This window comes from Cupriavidus sp. 21MJTG02-4, assembly GCF_057798975.1.
Genome location: NZ_JBYOJP010000003.1, coordinates 554,151 through 574,539 on the forward strand (window position 1 = coordinate 554,151; position 20,389 = coordinate 574,539).

A 20,389-nucleotide genomic window follows, 5' to 3' on the forward strand; every position below is an offset into this window, starting at 1 on the left:
AATCATTGCAGCGCACCATGACTGTGCCATGCCGGCCGACGCGCCCCATCTGAGCGCGCCGGCAACTCCCACACCCCACCCGTTCGCGGCAAAACATCCGGTTCACCATCACTTCGCCCCTGGCACAGCGCTTGCGTAAATGACGCGGGCGGATCAACGGCGATCCCTCCACCCCACAAACGCCGCGGCTATGCCAAGTAGCCGCTGCATGGACAACGGCGTCCCCTGAACCGGCATCACCCTGGTTCGCGGGACGCCTTTTGTTTTCTGGGCGGTGCGCACGCACCGCTCTTCGGAGCGAAAGAGATGACTGGCAAAGCCACCCGCATCGACCTGCTGAGCCTGGGCACGCCGCAGATGCGCGCCTTCCACCTGACCTGGATGGCATTCTTCGTCTGCTTCTTCGCGTGGTTCGCCTGCGCGCCGCTGATGCCTGTGCTCAAGGGCGAGTTCGGCCTGACACCGGCGCAGATCGCCAACATCAATATCGCGGCCGTGGCGGTGACCATCCTGGTGCGGTTGGTGATCGGCCCGATGTGCGACCGCTTCGGCCCGCGCAAGACCTACACCGGCCTGCTGGCGCTGGGCGCGCTGCCGGTGATCGGCGTGGCGTTCGCGCAAAGCTACGAGACCTTTCTCGCGTTCCGCCTGCTGATCGGCGCGGTCGGCGCGAGCTTCGTCATCACGCAGTACCACACCTCGGTCATGTTCGCCCCCAACGTGGTCGGCACCGCCAACGCCGCGGCGGCCGGCTGGGGCAATGCCGGCGGCGGTGCCGCGCAGGCGCTGATGCCGATGTTGCTGGGCGCCGTGCTGATGCTGGGCGTGGACCACACCATGGGCTGGCGCGTGGCGCTGCTGGTGCCGGGCGTGCTGATGCTGGTGATGGCCGTCATCTACTGGTGCTTCACGCAGGACTGCCCGGAAGGCAACTACGCCGACATGCGCGCGCGCGGCCAGGCCATCACGGGCAGCGGCAAGGGCGGCGGCTGGGAGAGCTTCCGCATGGCCAGCGCCAACTACCGCGTGTGGCTGCTGTTCATCACCTACGGCGCCTGCTTCGGCGTGGAAATCTTCATCCACAACATCGCCGCCACGTTCTACGTGGACCGCTTCGGCCTGAGCCTGAAGGCCGCAGGCCTGGCGGCCGGCAGCTTCGGCCTGCTGGCGCTGTTCGCCCGTGCGCTAGGCGGCTGGCTGTCCGACAAGGTGGCGCGCCGCCGCAGCCTGGATGCACGCGCGTCGCTGCTGTTCGTGCTGATCCTCGGCGAAGGCCTGGGCCTGCTGTGGTTCGCGCACGCCGGCACCGCCACGCTGGCCGTGATCGCCATGCTGCTGTTCGGCCTGTTCACCCACATGGCCTGCGGCGCCACCTATGCGCTGGTGCCGTTCATCGATCGCAAGGCGCTCGGCGGCGTGGCCGGCATCATCGGCGCCGGCGGCAATGTGGGCGCGGTGGCCGCGGGCTTCCTGCTCAAGGGCCTGGGCGACCTGCAGCAGACGCTAACCGTGCTGGGCGTGCTGGCGGCACTGGCTGCGTTGTGCGCCATCGCCATCCGCTTCAGCGCCGAGCACAAGGCGCAGGAACAGGCGCTGTACGACAGGGCGCTGGCCAACTGAATCCCCGCATCTCCACGAAAGCAGTATCCCAGAGCAGCACAGACTGACTACCGGACAAGGAACGCATCATGAAACTGATCATCGTCGGCCACGGCATGGTGGGTCACAAATTCCTCGAATCGCTGGCAGACGCCGGCGCGCAGAACCTGGAAGTGACCGTGCTGTGCGAAGAACCGCGTCCCGCCTACGATCGCGTGCACCTGTCCGAATTCTTCGCCGGCAAGTCGGCCGACGATCTCTCGCTGGTGCCGGAGGGCTTCTTCGAGCGCAACAACAACATGCTGCTGCGCCTGAACGCGCGTGCGGTGTCGATCGACCGTGCCGCGCGCACCGTGACGGTGTCGACCGGCGAGACGCTCTCCTATGACAAGCTGATCCTCGCCACCGGCTCGTATCCCTTCGTGCCGCCGGTGCCCGGCAAGGACCGCAAGGACTGCTTTGTCTATCGCACCATCGAAGACCTGGAAGCGATGCGTGAATGCGGCGCGCGCTCCAAGACCGGCGTGGTGATCGGCGGCGGCCTGCTGGGCCTGGAATGCGCGAAGGCACTGCGCGACATGGACCTGGAGACCCACGTGGTGGAGTTCGCGCCGCGCCTGATGGCAGTACAGGTCGACGAAGGCGGCGGCCGCATGCTGCGCCAGAAGATCGAAGGCCTGGGCGTGACGGCCCACACCGGAAAGAACACCGTCGAGATCGTCGACGGCGAGGATGGCACCCACCGCATGGTGTTTGCCGACGGCACGCACCTCGACACCGACATGATCGTGTTCTCGGCCGGCATCCGCCCGCGCGACGAACTGGCCCGCGCCAGCGGCCTGACGGTGGGCGAGCGCGGCGGCATCGCGGTGGACAACCATTGCCGCACCTCCGACCCGGACATCTACGCCATCGGCGAATGCGCGCTGTGGCAAGGCAAGATCTACGGCCTGGTGGCTCCGGGCTATGACATGGCACGCGTGGCTGCCCGCCACCTGCGCGGCGAAGCCGTCGAGTTCGGCGGCGCCGACATGAGCACCAAGCTCAAGCTGATGGGCGTGGACGTCGCCAGCATCGGCGATCCGCACGGCGCCGTGCCGGGCACCCGCATCTACCAGTTCAGCGACGACCGCAAGGAGGTCTACAAGAAGCTGGTGGTGTCGGACTGCGGCAAGTACCTGCTGGGCGGCGTGCTGATCGGCGATGCCAGCGAGTACGGCACGCTGCTGCAGATGATGCTGAACAGGATCGAACTGCCGGAATCGCCCGAGTTCCTGATCCTGCCCGACAGCAGCGGCAAGGCCCGGCCGGCGCTGGGCGCCGACGCATTGCCCGACACCGCGCAGATCTGCTCGTGCAACAACGTCTCCAAGGGCGAGATCTGCGGCGCCGTGTGCGACGGTGCCACCAGCATCGGCGCGCTCAAGACCTGCACCAAGGCCGGTACGGCGTGCGGCGGCTGCGTGCCGCTGGTCACGCAGATCATGAAGGCCGAGATGAAGAAGCAGGGCATGGCCGTCAACAACCATCTCTGCGAGCACTTCCCGTACTCGCGCCAGGAGCTTTACCACCTGGTGCGCGTGGGCAAGTTCAAGTCCTTCGACGCGCTGCTGGAAGCGCATGGCAACGGCATGGGCTGCGATATCTGCAAGCCGACCGTGGGCAGCATCCTGGCGTCGTGCTGGAACGAATTCGTGCTCAAGGAAGAGCACGCCAGCCTGCAGGACTCCAACGACTACTATCTGGCCAACATCCAGAAGGACGGCACGTACTCCGTGGTGCCGCGCATGCCGGGCGGCGAAGTCACGCCCGAGGGGCTGATCGCCGTGGGACAGGTCGCCAAGAAGTACGGCCTCTACACCAAGATCACGGGCGGCCAGCGCGTGGACCTGTTTGGTGCACGTGCAGAAGAACTGCCCTATATCTGGGAAGAACTGATCGAGGCGGGCTTCGAATCCGGGCATGCCTATGGCAAGGCGCTGCGCACTGTGAAGTCGTGCGTCGGCTCCACGTGGTGCCGCTATGGCGTGGACGACTCGGTCGGCCTGGCGGTCGCACTGGAGAACCGCTACAAGGGCCTGCGCGCGCCGCACAAGATCAAGTTCGGCGTGTCGGGCTGCACGCGCGAATGCGCCGAAGCGCAAGGCAAGGATGTCGGCGTGATCGCCACCGAGAAGGGCTGGAACCTCTATGTGTGCGGCAACGGCGGCATGAAGCCGCGTCATGCCGAACTACTGGCCGGCGACCTGGACCGCGCCACGCTGATCCGCTACATCGACCGTTTCCTGATGTTCTACGTGCGCACCGCCGACCGCCTGCAACGCACCAGCGTGTGGCGCGACAACCTGGAAGGCGGCCTGGACTACCTCAAGGCCGTCGTGCTCGACGACAAGCTCGGCATTGCCGCCGACCTGGAAGCGGACATGCAGCACGTGGTCGACACCTATGAAGACGAGTGGAAGAAGGCCGTCACCGACCCGGAAACGCGCAAGCGCTTCCGCCACTTCGTGAACAGCGAGCGCCGCGACGACAACCTTGTCTTCATCGAAGAGCGCGGGCAGATCCGCCCGGCCACGCCGGAGGAACGGAACTTGCAACGTTCCCGCCTGAGCCACATTCCCGTGGTAGCCGTGCCCGCAAAAGCAGCCTGAATGCAGCCGAACTCAAGGAGAACGTGATGAGCCATTCCCACTATCCCGAAACCTGGACCGCGATCTGCACCCTGCGCGATATCGTGCCCAATACTGGTGTCTGCGCGCTGGTCGACGAGCAGCAAGTCGCGGTGTTCCGTATCGGCCGCGGCGAAGAGGTCTACGCCATCGAGAACTTCGACCCGAATTCGCAGGCGGCCGTGCTGTCGCGCGGCCTGGTCGGCAATCTGGGCGAGCGCCTGGTGGTGGCGTCGCCGATCTACAAGCAGCACTTCGACCTGCGCACCGGCGAATGCCTGGAGGCGCCAGAGCACTCGGTCAATACCTATCCGGCGCGCGTCTATGACGGCAAGGTCTGGGTGGCCGCCGATCTCGCCATGCGCGAAGTCGAGGAAGAGCTCGCAGCCTGACAAAATCCTATTCCTGACGGAGACCTTGCGCATGACGCCATCCGCCCCCTCGCAGCCCCGGCCCCGGCTAGTCGTCGTCGGCAACGGCATGGCCGGCATGCGCACGGTCGAGGAACTGCTCAAGCTGGCGCCTGACCTGTACGACATCACAGTGTTCGGCGCCGAGCCCCACGGCAACTACAACCGCATCCTGCTGTCGCCGGTGCTGGCGGGAGAAAAGACCGTCGACGACATCATGCTCAATACGCGCGAGTGGTATGCGCAGAACGGCATCGAGCTGCTGGCCGGCGACCCGGTGGTGGCCATCGACCGCCCGCGCCGCACGGTGCGCGCGCAGTCGGGACGCGAGGTGCACTATGACCGCTTGCTGCTGGCCACCGGCTCCAAGCCTTTCATCCTGCCGGTGCCCGGTCACCGGCTTGATGGCGTGATCGCGTTTCGCGATATCCAGGATGTCGAGACCATGCTGCATGCCGCGCGCAACCATCGCCACGCCGTGGTGATCGGTGGCGGGCTGCTGGGGCTGGAGGCCGCCAACGGCCTGCTGCGTCAGGGCATGGACGTGACCGTGGTGCACCTGTGCGACAGCCTGATGGAGCGCCAACTCGACAAGCCTGCCGCCACGCTGCTCAAGGGCGCGCTGGAACGCAAGGGCCTGCGCTTCATGCTGGGCGCGCAGACCGGCGAGATCCTCGGCGACACGCGCGTGACCGGCGTGCGCTTCAAGGACGGCAGCGAGATCCCTGCCGACCTGGTAGTGATGACGGCCGGCGTGCGCCCGAACATCGAGCTTGCGGCCGGTGCCGGGCTGCACTGCGAACGTGCCATCGTCGTCGATGACACGCTGCAGACCTACGACCCGCGCATCTATGCCGTGGGCGAATGCGTGCAGCATCGCCAGGCCACCTTCGGCCTGGTTGCGCCGATCTGGGACCAGGCGCGCGTGTGTGCCGCGCATCTGGCTGGCTCAGGGCATCGCCGCTATATCCAGCAGTCCACGGCGACCAAGCTCAAGGTGACCGGCGTGGACCTGTACTCGGCCGGCGACTTCATCGGCGGCGAAGGCAGCGAAGACCTGGTCCTGCGCGACGCGCGGCGCGGCGTCTACAAGCGGCTGGTGCTGCAGGACGGCCGCCTGATCGGCGCGGTGCTGTACGGCGACGTGCAGGACGGGCCGTGGTACTTCGACCTGATCCAGCAGCGCGCGCCGGTGGCGGCGCTGCGCCAGCGCCTGCTGTTCGGCAAGGCTCAGTGCGAGGCGCTTGCGGCCTGACGCACGGCCCACCCGCTGACAACGACATCGCCCCACGGAGAAAGCGTGAATCTGTCCGACATCCCGGTGGTATCCGCCACCCCGACCACCACCACCGCCACCACCTGCCCCTACTGCGGCGTCGGCTGCGGCGTGCGCGCCACGGTGCGCGCCGACGGGCAGGTCGAGATTGCAGGGGATGCGGAGCATCCATCCAATCAAGGCCGGTTGTGCGTCAAGGGCTCGGCCCTTGGCGAGACGGTGGACCTGCAAGGCCGCCTGTTGCATCCGAAGGTGCGCAGCGCGGACGGCGCGCTCGAACAGGTGTCGTGGGACCACGCGCTCGACACGGTCGCGCAAGGGTTCTCGCGCATCGTCCGCGAACACGGCCCCGATGCCGTCGCGCTCTATGTATCCGGCCAGTTGCTGACCGAGGACTACTACGTTGCGAACAAGCTGATGAAGGGCTTCATCGGCACCGCCAATATCGACACCAATTCGCGCCTGTGCATGTCGTCGGCGGTGGCCGGCCACAAGCGCGCCTTCGGTGAAGACCTGGTGCCCGGAAACTACGAAGATCTGGAACTCGCGGATCTCGTCGTGCTGGTGGGGTCCAACACGGCCTGGTGCCATCCGATCGTGTTCCAGCGCCTGGTGAAGGCCAAGGAAGCGCGGCCCGAGATGAAGATCGTCGCCATCGACCCGCGCCGCACTGCAACCTGCGAACTGGCCGACCTGCACCTGGCGGTGCGTCCGGGCACGGACGTCTGGCTCTTCAATGGCTTGCTAAGCTACCTGTCGCGCGAAGGCCACGCCAACACCGCCTTCATCGGCGCCAGCACGTCGGGGCTCGATGATGCGCTGCAGGCAACCGTCGATTGCAACGACCCGAAGGCCGTCGCGCGCGCCTGCAAGCTCGACGTCGAGGACGTGCTGGCCTTCTATCGCCTGTTCGGCGAGACCGAGAAGGTCGTGACGGCTTTCTCGCAAGGCGTCAACCAGTCGTCCGCCGGCACCGACAAGGTCAACAGCATCATCAATTGCCACCTGCTGACCGGCCGCATCGGCCGCGCCGGCATGGGCCCGTTCTCGCTGACCGGGCAGCCGAACGCGATGGGCGGCCGCGAAGTCGGCGGCCTGGCCAATATGCTGGCCGCGCATATGGAGCTGACCAACCCGCTGCATCGCGACATCGTGCAGGACCTGTGGCAAGCGCCGGTCATGGCCGACCGCGCGGGCCTGAAGGCCGTCGAACTGTTCAATGCGATCGAGCAGGGCCTGGTCAAGGCCGTATGGGTGATCGCCACCAACCCGGTGGTCAGCCTGCCCGACGCCGATCAGGTCCGCCGCGCATTGGCCAAGTGCGAACTCGTGGTCAGTTCCGACATCATCGAACGCACCGATACCAACGACGCCGCGCACGTGCTGCTGCCGGCGCTGGGCTGGGGCGAGAAGGACGGCACCGTCACCAACTCGGAGCGCCGCATCTCGCGCCAGCGTGCCTTCCTGCCGGCACCCGGCGAGGCGCGCGAGGACTGGCGCATCCTATGCGACGTGGCCCGTCGCATGGGCTTTGCCGGCTTCGACTACGCCGGACAGCACGAAATCTTTGACGAACATGCACGCCTGAGCGCGTGGCGCAATGTCGAAGCGCCGCGCGCGTTCGATATCGGTGGCCTCGCCGACATGGACAAGGACAGCTATGACAATTTCGAACCGGTGCAGTGGCCGGTGGTCGCGGGTTCGGCCGCGGGGACGCGCCGGCTGTTCGAAAACGGCCGCTATGCCCACGCCGACGGACTGGCGCGCTTCGTCGCCACGCCGACGCGTGCGCCGGCACACGCGCCGGACGACGACTATCCGCTGATCCTCAACACCGGCCGCGTGCGCGACCAGTGGCACACCATGACGCGCACCGGCAAGTCGGCCCGCCTTGCGGACCACCTGCCAGAGCCCTTCGTCGACATGCATCCGCAGGACGCACTGCTATGCGGCGTGGGCGAAGGCAAGCTCGCGCGCGTTTCCACGCGCTGGGGCGCGATGGTGGCGCGCGTGCGGCATGGCGGCGGCATTCCGCGCGGCAGCGTGTTCGTGCCGATCCACTGGAACGGACAGTTCAGCTCCGACGCGCGCGTCGGCGCGCTCGTCAACCCGGTGGTCGACCCGGTGTCCGGCGAACCCGAGTTCAAGCACACGCCGGTGTGCGTGGAACCGTTCGGCGTCAACTGGCATGGCTTCGTGCTGAGCCGCAAGGAACTGCCCGCCGACACCCTCACCTACTGGACGCGCGTGCAGGGCCAGCGGTTCCAGCGCTACGAATTCGCCGGGCGCGAAGCCATTGCTGACCGTGCCGCATGGGCACGCAGCCTGCTGGGCGTGACCGACCCGGATGCGGACTGGCTTGAGTATGAGGACCGCAGCGCCGGCACCTATCACGCGGGCTATGTCGTCAATGACAGGCTGGAGGCGTGCGTCTACATTGCCACCCGCCCGGATCTGCCCTCGCGCTCCTGGCTGGCGGAGCTGTTCGGACGCGAACGGCTGGAGGATGCCGACCGCATCGGCCTGCTGATGGGGCAGCCGATGCAAAAAGGCGCCGACGCGGGCCCGACGGTGTGCTCGTGCTTCGGCGTGGGCCGCAATACAATCTGCAACGCGGTCCGCGAGCATGGCCTGACCACCCCGGCCGAGATCACGGCATGCGTCAAGGCCGGCGGCAACTGCGGCTCTTGCGTGCCGGAGTTGAAGAAGCTGCTGGTGGAGGTTCGGGTGGCGGAGGCTGCCTGATCCCCCGAACGAGCGGCCCCGCCGCTCGTTGTCTGCGTCTGTTGCAATTCCCCAACGCATTGTGAAGAACTGTGATATCTGACGTCCGGCGTGTGGTTCGCACCCGCACCACGCCGTCCATCGTCGGATAGGCAGGATTTGTCGACATCAACGCCTCAGACTGCGTTCTCCTTCGTCTGAGGGGAAAATCCCCCGTTCCCGAGCGCCTCTTAACCGGGCGGCACGCAGGTCCATGCGATCCCGCCGACTGTCCCGTTCGAAGAACGCGGCGAATATCCGTTCACATCCGCCGAGTTTCTTCGCACAAATTGGCTTAGAGTCCTGACTGACTCCAACCTCTTCGGGCATCGATTCCCCGCTGATGCTGGGGCATGAACCTGGTTTTTGACTCTCCGAAGGAAATCCATGAAGAAACTGACTGCCGTATCCGTGCTTGCCGCGGCCGGGCTGCTCGCCATGCTCGGCGGCTGCGCCACCGAATCCTCGACTGCGCTGCCCGTGCAGAAAGTCGAAAGCGCCAGCCGGCCATACAACGGCGTGCGCACGCCGATTGCCGTAGGCAAGTTCGACAATCGCTCGAACTACATGCGCGGCGTGTTCTCGGACGGCATTGACCGCCTGAGCGGCCAGGCCAAGACCAGCCTGGTCACCCACCTCCAGCAAACCAACCGCTTCAACGTGCTCGAGCGTGAAAACCTCGACGAGATCAAGCGCGAGGCGTCGATCAAGAACCAGGCGCAACGGCTGAAGGGCGCCGATTACGTGGTGACCGGCGACATCACGGAATTCGGCCGCAAGGAAGTCGGCGATGTGCAGCTGTTCGGCATTCTCGGCCGGGGCCGCGAGCAAGTGGCCTATGCCAAGGTCAACCTGAACATCATCAACATCAGCACCTCCGAGGTCGTGTACTCGACGCAGGGCGCCGGCGAATACAAGCTGTCGAATCGCGAAGTGATCGGTTTTGGCGGCACGGCCAGCTATGACTCGACGCTCAACGGCAAGGTGATGGACCTCGCCATGCGCGAGGCGATCAACAACATGGTGGCCGCCATCGACAGCGGCGCCTGGAAGCCGGCCCAGTAACCGGCTGTCTGCAAGACTACGAGAACAATGATGATAAACACGGTCACGCTGCGTAGCGCAGCGTTCTTGTCGGCAGCGGGCAGCCTCCTGCTTGCCGGCTGCGCGGGCCCACAGCCCATGTATCAATGGGAAGGCTATCAGGTCCAGGTCTACGAATACTTCAAGGGCGAATCGAAGGAGGCGCAGGTCGCCGCGCTCGAAGAGGGCCTGCAGAAGATCAAGGCAAAGGGTGGCGCGGTGCCGCCGGGCTACCATGCCCAGCTTGGCATGCTCTACCTGAACATCGGCAAGGGCGACCAGATGGTCAAGGAATTCCAGACCGAGAAAACGATCTTCCCCGAAGCCACGCCGTATATGGACTTCCTGCTCAGGAACGTCAAGACCGATACCCGGACCGACACCAAGGTCAGCACCGCCGTGGACGCCAAGTCCGGCACCGCCGCAGGGAGCAGCAAATGATGCGCCGACTTCTGACCTATGTCGCGAGCCTGGGCATCGTCATGCTCTTCGCGGGCTGCGCCGTGCCGAACAAGCAGGTGGACTACGCCGCGTTCAAGTCGAGCCGGCCGCGCTCCATCCTGGTGTTGCCGCCGCTGAACGAATCGCCCGACATCAAGGCGACCTACGGCATGCTCGCCCAAGCGACCGCGCCGCTGGCGGAATCCGGCTACTACGTGCTGCCGGTGGCGCTGGTTGACGAGACCTTCCGCCAGAACGGCCTGACCGTTCCCGGCGACATCCACGCCACGCCGGTCGCCAAGCTGCGCCAGATCTTCGGCGCCGACGCCGCGCTGTACGTGACCGTGGCCGAGTACGGTTCGAAGTACCAGGTCTTCAGCAGCGTCACCCGCGTGGCGGCCAGTGCAAAGCTGGTGGACCTGAAGACGGGCGATGTGCTGTGGAGCGGCACGGCCTCGGCCGCAACCGACAGCTCCAGCAGTGGCGGCGGCCTGATTGGCATGCTGGTCAGTGCGGCGATCACGCAAGCGGTCAACCACTCGCTTGATGCGAGCTACAAGGTCGCGGCGACTACGAGCTACCGCCTGCTGTCAGCCGGGCAACCCGGCGGCATCCTGTACGGTCCGCGCTCGCCTAAGTACCAGTCGGATTGATATCCGGCGTATTGGCCGCAGGACGTCCGCGTCCTGCGGCCTGGATTCGGATGAAGCCCCCCTACCCCTCCGCCCGCTCCGTCCGATGCGCCACCGCCCTTGCCTCATGCGGTGACAACTGCATGAAAATCCAGGCCGACGCACACGTAATCAACCCCATGCAGACAAAGGTGGCATGAAACGCCGGCAGCACGCCCGACGGCCTGTTGCCAAACCCCTGCTCGAACGTAGTCAGCAGCGCTCCCGCCGAGGTGACGGCCAGGCTCATCGACAGCATCTGCACCATCGACAGCATGCTGTTGCCGCTGCTGGCATTGGTCCCGCTCAGGTCCTTGAGCGTGACGGTGTTCATCGCGGTGAACTGGATCGAATTGACCATGCCGAACAGCGCCAGTAGCGGGATGACCATCCACAGCGGACGCTGCGGCGTGATCAGCGCGAACGCGGCCATGACGACGCCGACGGCAAACGTGTTGGTGACCAGCACGCGGCGATAGCCGTGCCGCTCGATCAGACGCGTGGCCAGCCGCTTGGATGCCATGCCGGCCGCAGTGATAGGCAGCATCATCAGGCCAGCATTGAACGGCGAGTAACCCAGGCTTATCTGCAAGGTCAGCGGGATCAGGAACGGCATCGAGCCATTGCCGATGCGCGCGAACAGATTGCCCAGCAGCCCCACGCTGAAGCTGTGGATGCGGAACAGCCGCAGCGTGAAGAGCGGCTGCGGGCGGCGCCCGGCGTGCAGCACATAGGCCGTCAGCGCGGCCATGCTGGCGATCAGCAGCATCAGCACGGTCGCATGCTGGAAGCCCAGCTCCGCCAGCCCGTCCAGCGAGAACGACAGCGCCAGCATGGCAACGGCCAGCAGCAGGTAGCCCGCGACATCAAAGCGGCCAATGCCGGCCTGTCGCACATTCGGCATGTAGCGCACCGTCGCCAGCGCACCGAGAATGCCGACCGGGACATTGATCAGGAAGATCCAGTGCCACGACAACGCCTGCGTCAGCCAGCCGCCCAGCGTCGGGCCGATCAGCGGGCCGATCATGCCCGGGATCGCGACGAAGCTGAGCGCCTGCAGGTACTGGTCGCGCGGAAAGGTCCGCAGCACCGAGAGCCGGCCCACCGGCAGCAGCATGGCGCCGCCCACGCCCTGCACCACGCGCGCCGCGACCAGGAACTGCAGCGTGCCCGCATACGCGCACAGCAGCGAGCCGAGCACGAACAGCCCGATCGCGGCCTGGAAGATGGTGCGCGTGCCAAAGCGGTCCGCCAGCCAGCCCGACGCCGGGATGATCACGGCCATGGTGAGCGAGTACGCAATCACGACCGACTGCATGCGCAGCGGACTTTCGCCAAGGCTGCGCGCCATCGACGGCAGTGCGGTGTTGACGATGGTGGAATCCAGCGTCTGCATGAAGAAGCCGACCGCCACCACCCACAGCATGATGCGGCGGGTGCGGTCGTCAGGCATGGGCGTGGTCATGGCTGTGTACTCCGGTGCTGGCCGCGGACAGGCCAAAGCCGCAACATCAGGCCGGCCAGGGGGCGGCGTGGCAAGTCTGCCTTGTCTTACATCGCCGCGCGCAGGCCGACGAAGTAGCGCCGGCCCGGCGCCGGCTCGAAATACCGGCCATTGGCTTCGTTGACGATGACCGAGCCGATGTACCTGCGGTCGGTGATGTTGTCGATGCGGCCGAACGCAAACAGCCGCGTCTTGCCGAGGCGGAATTCGTAGCCGGCGCGCAGGTTGAAGGTGGCATAGCCGGGCGCGGCCTGGGTGTTGAGGTCATCCGCATAGATCAGGCTGTCGACGTGCATTTCCGCACCGAGCACGAGCGGCGGCAGCGGCCGCCAGGCAACATCCAGGTTCAGGCTGTGGCGCGCCGTGCCGGGCAGGCGATTGCCGGCTTTGACAGTCTGCCCCTGCGCGTTGAGAAACGATTCGCCGAAATAGGCGGACAGGTAGGTGTAGGCCAGGCCGGCCTCGAACTGGCTGCCGGCCTTGCCGTCAGCCGATGCGCCGACCTGCGCGCCGAAGCCGCCTCGCCAGGCCAGCTCCATGCCGCGGCGGTGTACGCCATTGACGTTCTGGTAGACGGTGCGTCCGGCGTTGTTCGACAAGGGCACCACCTCGTCATGGCTGTCGGCATCGAATAGCGCCGCCTCCAGCCGCTGGCGCTGCTGCTGCCATTTGACGCCGATCTCGCCCTGGCGACTGGTGGACGCCTGCAGGCCAAGGTTGCTGCCGACGCCGCCCGGGCCGTAGGCGACCTCGGTCAGCGTCGGCGATTCAAACCCGCGGCCCAGGTTGGCGTAGACGTTGAGCGTGTCGAGCGCATGCCAGACCATGCCGAGCACGGGGCTGACGTTGTTGTACGTGGTCGTGCCGCTGTCGTCGGGGCTCGCGGTGGTGATGTAGTGATCGTCGATGCCGAGCTTCACGCGGCTGGCACGCACGCCGCCCACGAGTTCCCAGGACGGATGGAAGCTCCAGTCGAACTGCGCGAAAGCGCCGAGATCGGTGGCCGTGTCGGTCTCGTCGCGGCGCAGCGCGCCCTGGGCGCCGTTGTTGTTGACGAAGCCGGTGCGGCCGTCGCGCATGCCATTGGCTTCCACACCCGCGGTCCATTGCAAGGGCAGGCCGCCGGCGGTGGTACGGCGCGTCCATGACAGCGCGCCGCCGCCGTAGGTCCGGTCAAGGTCGACGATGCCCCCGGAGGACGTCGCGGCAATGCCGCTCATGCCGAGCCGCTGGTTGAGCTGGCGCGTGCCGACATAGAGACGGCCCTGCAGGCTGTCGGCCTCGGTCAGCTTGTGGTCCACCACCACGCCGGCCTGCGTCTGTTCGACGGTCTTGCCGGTATCGAACTGCGTGGCAGCCGGCACCGCCTGGCGCGGGTTGGCATCGGCCTGGGCACGCGTCAGGCCCAGCGGGTCTTGCGCCAGCGGCTGGTTGAAGTAGTTGAACTGGCCGGTCACACGCGTGGCGTCGGTCGGCTGGGCCACGACCTTGGCATTGAGCTGGTAGCGCCGCGCGGCACTGTGGTCGCGGTAGCCATCGGTCTGGAAGGTCCAGGCGTCCAGCGTGCCGCCCAGCTTGTCGTTGCCGCCGCCAAGCGACACGCCGGCCTGCCACTGGCCGTCGGAGCCGAATCCGGTCGACGCACGGCCGGTGAAACCGTCCTTGGGCGGATCCGGCGTGAATACCTGCACCACGCCGCCCGAGGCATTGCCGAACATCTGCGCGAACGGGCCGCGCAACACCTCCACGCGGCTGGCATTGGCAAGGTCGGCGGTGGAGGCCTGGCCCTGCCCGTCGGGCATGGTGGCGGGAATGCCGTCGACATACAGCCGCACGCCGCGCACGCCAAAGGTCGAGCGCGTGCCGAAGCCTCGCACGGAGAGTTGCAGGTCCTGCGAATAGTTCTGGCGATCGCGCACCGCGACACCCGGCACGCCGGTCAGCACCTCGGACAAGTTCACGAGCGGCGAGGTCGCGCGCAGCGGATCCACCGGCACGTTGTCCACCGCGGCAGGCGCATCGAACCGTCGCTGTTCGCTGCGCGATGCGCTGACCACCACGTCCGGCAGCGACGCCTCCGGCTCGCTGGCCATCGCCTTGCCGGTCGCCGCCATGCCGGCCAGTACGCAATACACAGACACCGCTGTATGCCGCGCCACGAGTTGCCGGATTGCCAGGATCTGCTTGCCGCCTGTTGTCATCGTTGGAGAGCGGTTGCGGGACTGGCGCGGTCGTGGGATCAATCCGGCGCCGGAATTAGGTGGATGCGAGATAACTTTAGATGGTCTGCGCCGGATTTGCCATGCGTGGAGTGAGCGGAACATCCCATCCCGAGACGGGGCCGTTGCATCAAAAAAATTCAATGACTTATTTCCATCAGGCCCACCGCGGATTTCCCTCACCCGCCTAGACTTCCCTCAACGGCAGCAAACAAAGCCAAGCGCCGCAGCGAATCAAATTCAATCCATTTGTTTATTCAGTGAGGCAAGACACCATGAACACCCACCAAACCCGAGTCGCCATCGTCTACCACAGCGGCTACGGCCACACTGCCAAGCAGGCCCAGGCCGTCGCTCGCGGCGCCGCCAGCGTGGATGGCGTGGAAAGCCTGTTGATCAGCGTCGATGAAATCGACCAGCACTGGGACACGCTGGAAGAGGTCGACGGCATCATCTTCGGCGCGCCGACCTACATGGGCAGCGCCTCCGCTCAGTTCAAGGGCTTTATGGACGCGACGTCGCGCAACGTCTTCGCCAAGGGCGGCAAGTGGGCGAACAAGGTGGCAGCCGGCTTTACCAATTCGGCATCGCGCTCGGGCGACAAGCTCGCCACGCTGCAGCAGATCTCCATCTTTGCAGCCCAGCACGGCATGCACTGGGTGAACCTGGGTCTGCCTCCGGGCCACAACAACTCCAAGTCGACCGAGGATTCACTGAACCGCCACGGCTTCTTCCTGGGCGCCGCGGCACAGTCCAACGCCGATGAAAGCGCCGACGTAGTGCCGCCGCTGGCGGACCTGCGCACCGCCGAACACCTGGGTGCGCGCGTCGCTGACGTCGCACTGCAACTTGCCGCGGGCCGCCGGGCGCTCGCCACGTTGAAGCAGGCGGCCTGATGCCATCAGAAGCGCAACCCCTCGGTTGCGCTTTTCCGTTTGGCCTCCTAACCTGCAACCATACAGTTGCTCATCAGGAGACCGCAAATGACATCACGCTCCACGGACCGAATCGAACGGAGCATCCTGCTTCAGGCGCCTGTCGCCAGCATCTGGCATGCGCTGGCCGATGCCGAAACCTTCGGCAGCTGGTTTGGCGTGAAATTCGCCAGCGGCGTCGTGTTCGCGCCGGGGACGCGCGCGTCGGGGCATGTGACTTACCCCGGCTACGAACACATCCCCTTCGACATTCAGATCGAACAGATGGAACCGCAGCGGATGCTGTCGTGGCGCTGGCATCCCGCGGCCGTCGAAGCTGGCCGCGACTATTCCGACGAGCCGACTACGCTCGTTGTATTTGAATTAAAACCCATCGGGAATGGCACGCAGCTGACCGTCGTCGAATCAGGCTTCGACCAGATACCGCCGCAGCGGCGCCTGGAAGCATTCCGCATGAACAGCGGCGGCTGGGACGAACAGATGCGCAATATCGCAAGCCATGTCGATCATCCCGCCTGAAACCCTGCCCGACATGCGCAGGAGTGCCGCGATCTTTGCCGCGCTCGGCGATGAAACGCGCCTGAGGCTGGTCATGGCGCTGGGCGCGGGGGGGGCGATGTCCATTGCTCAGCTTACGGCGGGCAGTGCCATGACGCGGCAGGCAGTCACCAAGCACCTGCTGGTACTGGCCGAAGCCGGCCTGGTGCATGACATCAAGGCAGGACGCGAGCGGCTCTGGCAAGTGGAGCCCGCACAGGTTGAGCTGGCGCGCCGCTCTCTCGAATCCATCGAGCAGCAGTGGGACCATGCCCTGCTGAAACTGAAGGCCGCGTTCGAAGTGCAATCGCCAGCGTGAAAGCCGGTGACCGGAAAAAGAGGCCGGATGACATCCGGCCCAAGGCATCTGCGCGCGCAGCGCAAGTGCCGATATGATCGAGGCCCGTCCGGCCATGCCGGACGGGCGGTACGTCTTAGAAGCGGTGGCGCAGGCCGACGGTGGCGCCGGTCTGGTTCTCGCCCGGCACCACGGTGCCGGTGCCGTTCAGGCCCAGCGACGAGCCCGACTTGTTCTTCGCGAAGCCAACGTTCAGGTAGACATCGGTGCGCTTGGACAGTGAGTAGTCGGCCGACATCACGAGCATCCACGGGTCCGCGTCGCTGTTGTGCGTGTCGGTGTAGTACGCCGCGCCGGTCAGCTGGAACGCCGGCGTGAAGCGGTACTGCGCGCCCGCCCAGTAGACGTTGCTGCGCACCGGCGCCGCGGTGGCGCTGCCGGTACCGTCATCCTTCATCCAGCGGTAGCCCGCGAAGACCTTGCCCTCGCCGATCGCGACCGCCGTACCGATCGCCGCGCGCCGGGCGCTGCGATCCTGGAGCGCCACGGTGCCGCCCTGGTACTGGTCGTAGGCGGCGCCAACCGAGAAGGCGCCTGCCGCGTAGGCCAGGCCACCGCCAAAGTTGCGGCCGGCCTTGGGCGAGCCCGGCACTTCACCGTTGTTGTCGCGGCCAAAGCTGTAGAAGGCCGTGGCGGTCAGGCCGCCGAACTTGCCGGTGTACTTGATGGCGTTATCGGCACGATTGTTGAACGCCGAATCGACGGTGTTCAGCGAATAGCGCGGGCCCACGCCCATCGGGTCATAGGCGCCGAACAGGTCATACAGCGCGTTTTGCTGGCGGCCCAGCGTCACGGCCCCGAAGTCGCCCTGCAGGCCGACAAAGGCCTGGCGGCCAAACAGGCGGCTGCCCTGGCCGGAAAGGCCGGTATCGATATCGAAACCGCTTTCCAGCACGAAAATGCCCTTCAGGCCACCGCCCAGGTCTTCCGTGCCGCGCAGGCCCCAGCGGGAGCCCGACAGGTTGCCGGAATTGAGCCGGGTCACGGTGCCGTTGGCACCATTGCTGCCGGCAACATGATTGATGACTTCGACGCCGGCATCGACGATGCCATACAGCGTCACATTGGATGCGGCCTGCGCCTGGACCAACCCGGGTGCCGCCGAGGCTGCGGCTACCGTCACTGCAAGGAGAGCTTTCTTCACTGATTTATCCAACTTATCGTTCTATGGGAGAGACCTGCCCAGAACGGCCTGGAATGCGTGGCATACCCTGGCCACCCCGGAGGCCTGCGCATTGTGGCGAGCGGATGTGAAAGCTTTATGACGTAATGGCCACGATGCATGGCTTGAAAGTGCCTCTAGCCTCCCTTTTTTTCAGACACCTCGATGCAATACGGGACGTTTTGGTAGGATTCAGTCTTTTCGAAGACCGGTATTCCCGAGTGCCCTGCTCTGTCCTGTGCCCCCGCCTTGTGATGATCGTGGTTGCTTCATGAGGCTGGACAAGATCAAGTCCCTGCTCGTCCCGCCGCTGACCCAGGCCTGGGCGCAATGGCAACCGGTGCAGCGCCTCAAGTCCCTGCCCTCCATGCGGCGCCCAACGCGCAGGCAGGCACTGCTCGCCGTGGCAGCCGTGCCGGCGGCGTTCCTGCTCTATGTGCTGGTGCTGATTCCGTTCACGCCGGGCATCAGCGACATCCGCAAGGCCCGCTTCGAGCGCCCGGCGCAGGTGCTGTCCGCCGACGGCAAGGAACTGGCCGTGTTCAAGTGGGCCAACCGCGACTGGGTGAAGCTGTCGGAAATCTCGCCCACGGTGATCGATGCCTTGATCGCCACGGAAGACCACCGCTTCTACCAGCATCATGGCCTGGACTGGCGGCGCACGGCCTCGGCCGCGCTGCACACCTTCTCCGGCGACCGCCAGGGCGGTTCCACCATCACCCAGCAGCTCGCGCGCAACCTGTACCCGGACGAGATTGGCCGCGCGCCGACCATGACGCGCAAGCTCAAGGAGGCGATCACCGCGTTCAAGATCGAGGCCCTGTACACCAAGGAACAGATCCTCGAGACCTACCTGAACACGGTGCCGTTCCTGTACAACGCGTACGGCATCGAAATGGCCGCGCGCACCTACTTCGACAAGTCGGCCCGCTCGCTCGACGTGCTGCAGAGCGCCACGCTGATCGGCATGCTCAAGGGCAACAGCTACTACAACCCGGTGCTGAACCCCGAGCGCGCGCTCGACCGGCGCAACACGGTGCTGGCGCAGATGGTCAAGCGCGGCCGGCTCGACGCCGCGCGCTTCGAGCAGCTGAAGAAGCGGCCGCTGCGCATCGACTTCGAGCGCCAGACCGAACCGCCCGGCCCGGCGCCGCACTTTGCCCTGCAACTGCGCAAGTGGCTGATCGGCTGGGCCGACCGCAACGGCTATGACATCTACGCCGATGGCCTGGTCGTGCACACCACCATCGACGCGCGCCTGCAGGCGATGGCCACGCAGGCCGTCACGGCGCAGGGCAACCGGCTGCAGTCGATCGCCAATGCCGCGTGGGCGCCGCGCGCCGGCTGGGCGGCCAGCAAGGACCTGGTGCAGGCCTTTGTCCGTGAAACGCCCGAATACCGCAGCGCCGTGGCCGCCGGCACGCCGGCCGACGAGGCGCTCAAGCACCTGTTGGCCAACACTTCCTTCATGCAGGCGCTGCGCCAGCAAAAGACGCGCATCCAGGCGGGCTTTATCGCCATCGATCCGCGCACCGGACAGATCCGCGCCTGGGTCGGCAGCCGCGACTACACCCAGGACGCGTTCGACCACGTGCAGAGCGCGCGCCGCCAGCCGGGCTCCACGTTCAAGCCCTTTGTCTACGGCGCTGCATTCGAGCAGGGCAAGACGCCCGACGATACGCTGGTGGACCAGCCCGTCGAAATCCAGCTCGCCGGCGGCGAAGTCTGGCGCCCGACCGACGAAGGCCGCCCGAGCGGCCGCGCCATGACGCTGCGCGACGGCCTGGTCTATTCGCGCAACACCATCACGGCCCAGCTCATGCAGGAGGTGGGTCCGGCGCGCGTCGCGCGGCTCGCTCGCGCCATGGGCGTGCGCGACAGCAAGCTCGACCTGGTCCCGTCGCTGGCGCTGGGCACGAGCCCGGTGACCCTGCGGGAAATGGTGGCGTCCTATGCCACCATCGCCAACGCGGGCGACTATATCGCCCCGACGATGGTGACCCGCATCGAAGACCGCGACGGCAAGGTCCTGCAGGAATTCCAGCCCGCGCGCGCCGAGCGCGCCCTGCCCACCGACACCACGCAGACCCTGCTCGACGTGATGCGCGACGTGATCGACCGCGGCACCGGCGCCAGCATCCGCTCGCGCTTCGGCATCCGCGCCGACGTGGCCGGCAAGACCGGCACCACGCAGGACAACGCCGACGGCTGGTTCATCCTGATGCATCCCGAACTGGTCGCGGGCGCGTGGGTCGGCTTCAACGACAGCCGCGTCACGCTGCGCAGCGACTACTGGGGACAAGGCGCCCACAGCGCGCTGCCGATCGTCGGGGACTTCTACCAGCACTCGCTGCGGGCCCGCATCATCGATGGCCGCGCGCGCTTCGCCGAGCCCGAGGAATCCGGCGTCTTCAGCGCGCTGGCCACGCAGGTCCGCGGGTGGTTCACGCGGCTGTTCGGCGGCAAGGGCCCGACGGAAGCACCGGCCAGCCGGCCTGCCCCGCGCCGCCCGGCGTTGCCGTCGCCGGAAGCGGATGTCACGCCGCAACCGCCGGCGCAAGCCACCACCACCGCCGACGCTTCCGACGCCAGCGCCGGCATGGCGCTCGACCGCGGCGAAGTCGTCGTCACGCCGGAGCCGGCACCCGCGGAACCGGCCGACGCCACAGCCGGCACCGCGCCGGCACCACCGGCTTTGCCGACCCTGCCCCCCACTGCCCCGGCATCCCCCGCACCGGGCGCCACCAGCACGCCAGGCTGAC

The 20,389-nt window shown here is 66.4% G+C and carries 15 protein-coding genes; 12 read left to right on the plus strand and 3 right to left on the minus strand.

Annotation, left to right across the window (positions count from 1 at the left end; all coding sequences use genetic code 11):
* The first annotated feature begins 306 nt into the window (after positions 1-306).
* The 8 genes from AC3FKH_RS08870 (at position 307) to AC3FKH_RS08905 (ending at position 10,894) form a co-directional block, all read left to right on the plus strand.
* Positions 307-1,620 (plus strand): MFS transporter, encoded by a 1,314-nt coding sequence (locus AC3FKH_RS08870; protein ID WP_488674713.1) that lies wholly within the window; start codon positions 307-309, stop codon positions 1,618-1,620.
* Between the two features lie 68 nt (positions 1,621-1,688).
* The gene (gene nirB, locus AC3FKH_RS08875) at positions 1,689-4,250 is read left to right on the plus strand and encodes a nitrite reductase large subunit NirB (RefSeq protein ID WP_488674714.1); all 2,562 of its coding nucleotides are present in this window, start codon (positions 1,689-1,691) and stop codon (positions 4,248-4,250) included.
* 26 nt (positions 4,251-4,276) lie between these two features.
* Positions 4,277-4,660 carry a nitrite reductase small subunit NirD gene (nirD, locus tag AC3FKH_RS08880; RefSeq protein ID WP_488674716.1) on the plus strand — a complete coding sequence of 128 codons (384 nt, stop codon included), beginning with the start codon at positions 4,277-4,279 and terminating at the stop codon, positions 4,658-4,660.
* A gap of 31 nt (positions 4,661-4,691) precedes the next feature.
* On the plus strand, positions 4,692-5,933 hold the full coding sequence (locus AC3FKH_RS08885; RefSeq protein ID WP_488674718.1) for an NAD(P)/FAD-dependent oxidoreductase: 1,242 nt from the start codon (positions 4,692-4,694) through the stop codon (positions 5,931-5,933).
* A gap of 45 nt (positions 5,934-5,978) precedes the next feature.
* A complete protein-coding gene (locus AC3FKH_RS08890) occupies positions 5,979-8,699 on the plus strand; it encodes a molybdopterin-dependent oxidoreductase (RefSeq protein WP_488674720.1) in 2,721 nt (906 codons plus the stop codon).
* Positions 8,700-9,104: 405 nt separating this feature from the next.
* Positions 9,105-9,782 (plus strand): CsgG/HfaB family protein, encoded by a 678-nt coding sequence (locus AC3FKH_RS08895; protein ID WP_488674721.1) that lies wholly within the window; start codon positions 9,105-9,107, stop codon positions 9,780-9,782.
* Between the two features lie 30 nt (positions 9,783-9,812).
* Positions 9,813-10,241 (plus strand): DUF4810 domain-containing protein, encoded by a 429-nt coding sequence (locus AC3FKH_RS08900; RefSeq protein WP_488674887.1) that lies wholly within the window; start codon positions 9,813-9,815, stop codon positions 10,239-10,241.
* Positions 10,238-10,894, plus strand: coding sequence for a DUF799 domain-containing protein (locus AC3FKH_RS08905; RefSeq protein ID WP_483733714.1), 657 nt, complete (start codon positions 10,238-10,240; stop codon positions 10,892-10,894). Before AC3FKH_RS08900 ends, AC3FKH_RS08905 begins: the two co-directional genes overlap by 4 nt.
* Before the next feature lie 61 nt (positions 10,895-10,955).
* Here AC3FKH_RS08905 and mdtD read toward each other — a convergent pair whose 3' ends face one another.
* Positions 10,956-12,377: a multidrug transporter subunit MdtD gene (gene mdtD, locus AC3FKH_RS08910; RefSeq protein ID WP_488674724.1), complete on the minus strand. Its 1,422-nt coding sequence runs from the start codon at positions 12,375-12,377 to the stop codon at positions 10,956-10,958.
* 86 nt (positions 12,378-12,463) lie between these two features.
* Positions 12,464-14,617 (minus strand): TonB-dependent receptor family protein, encoded by a 2,154-nt coding sequence (locus AC3FKH_RS08915; protein WP_488674725.1) that lies wholly within the window; start codon positions 14,615-14,617, stop codon positions 12,464-12,466.
* 293 nt (positions 14,618-14,910) lie between these two features.
* Between AC3FKH_RS08915 and AC3FKH_RS08920 the strand changes: the two genes are divergently transcribed.
* From AC3FKH_RS08920 to AC3FKH_RS08930, 3 genes are all read left to right on the plus strand, one after another.
* Positions 14,911-15,531: a flavodoxin family protein gene (locus AC3FKH_RS08920; RefSeq protein ID WP_488674727.1), complete on the plus strand. Its 621-nt coding sequence runs from the start codon at positions 14,911-14,913 to the stop codon at positions 15,529-15,531.
* An 87-nt stretch (positions 15,532-15,618) separates the two neighbouring features.
* Entirely contained in the window at positions 15,619-16,089 is a 471-nt protein-coding gene (locus AC3FKH_RS08925; protein WP_488674728.1) for an SRPBCC family protein, read from the plus strand.
* Positions 16,070-16,426 carry an ArsR/SmtB family transcription factor gene (locus AC3FKH_RS08930; RefSeq protein ID WP_488674730.1) on the plus strand — a complete coding sequence of 119 codons (357 nt, stop codon included), beginning with the start codon at positions 16,070-16,072 and terminating at the stop codon, positions 16,424-16,426. Before AC3FKH_RS08925 ends, AC3FKH_RS08930 begins: the two co-directional genes overlap by 20 nt.
* A 115-nt stretch (positions 16,427-16,541) precedes the next feature.
* Here AC3FKH_RS08930 and AC3FKH_RS08935 read toward each other — a convergent pair whose 3' ends face one another.
* Positions 16,542-17,609, minus strand: a complete 1,068-nt coding sequence (locus AC3FKH_RS08935; RefSeq protein WP_488674732.1) for a porin — start codon at positions 17,607-17,609, stop codon at positions 16,542-16,544.
* 289 nt (positions 17,610-17,898) lie between these two features.
* On the opposite strand from AC3FKH_RS08935, the gene AC3FKH_RS08940 reads away from it, so the two are divergent.
* Positions 17,899-20,388: a penicillin-binding protein 1A gene (locus AC3FKH_RS08940; RefSeq protein ID WP_488674734.1), complete on the plus strand. Its 2,490-nt coding sequence runs from the start codon at positions 17,899-17,901 to the stop codon at positions 20,386-20,388.
* Position 20,389 lies beyond the last annotated feature (1 nt).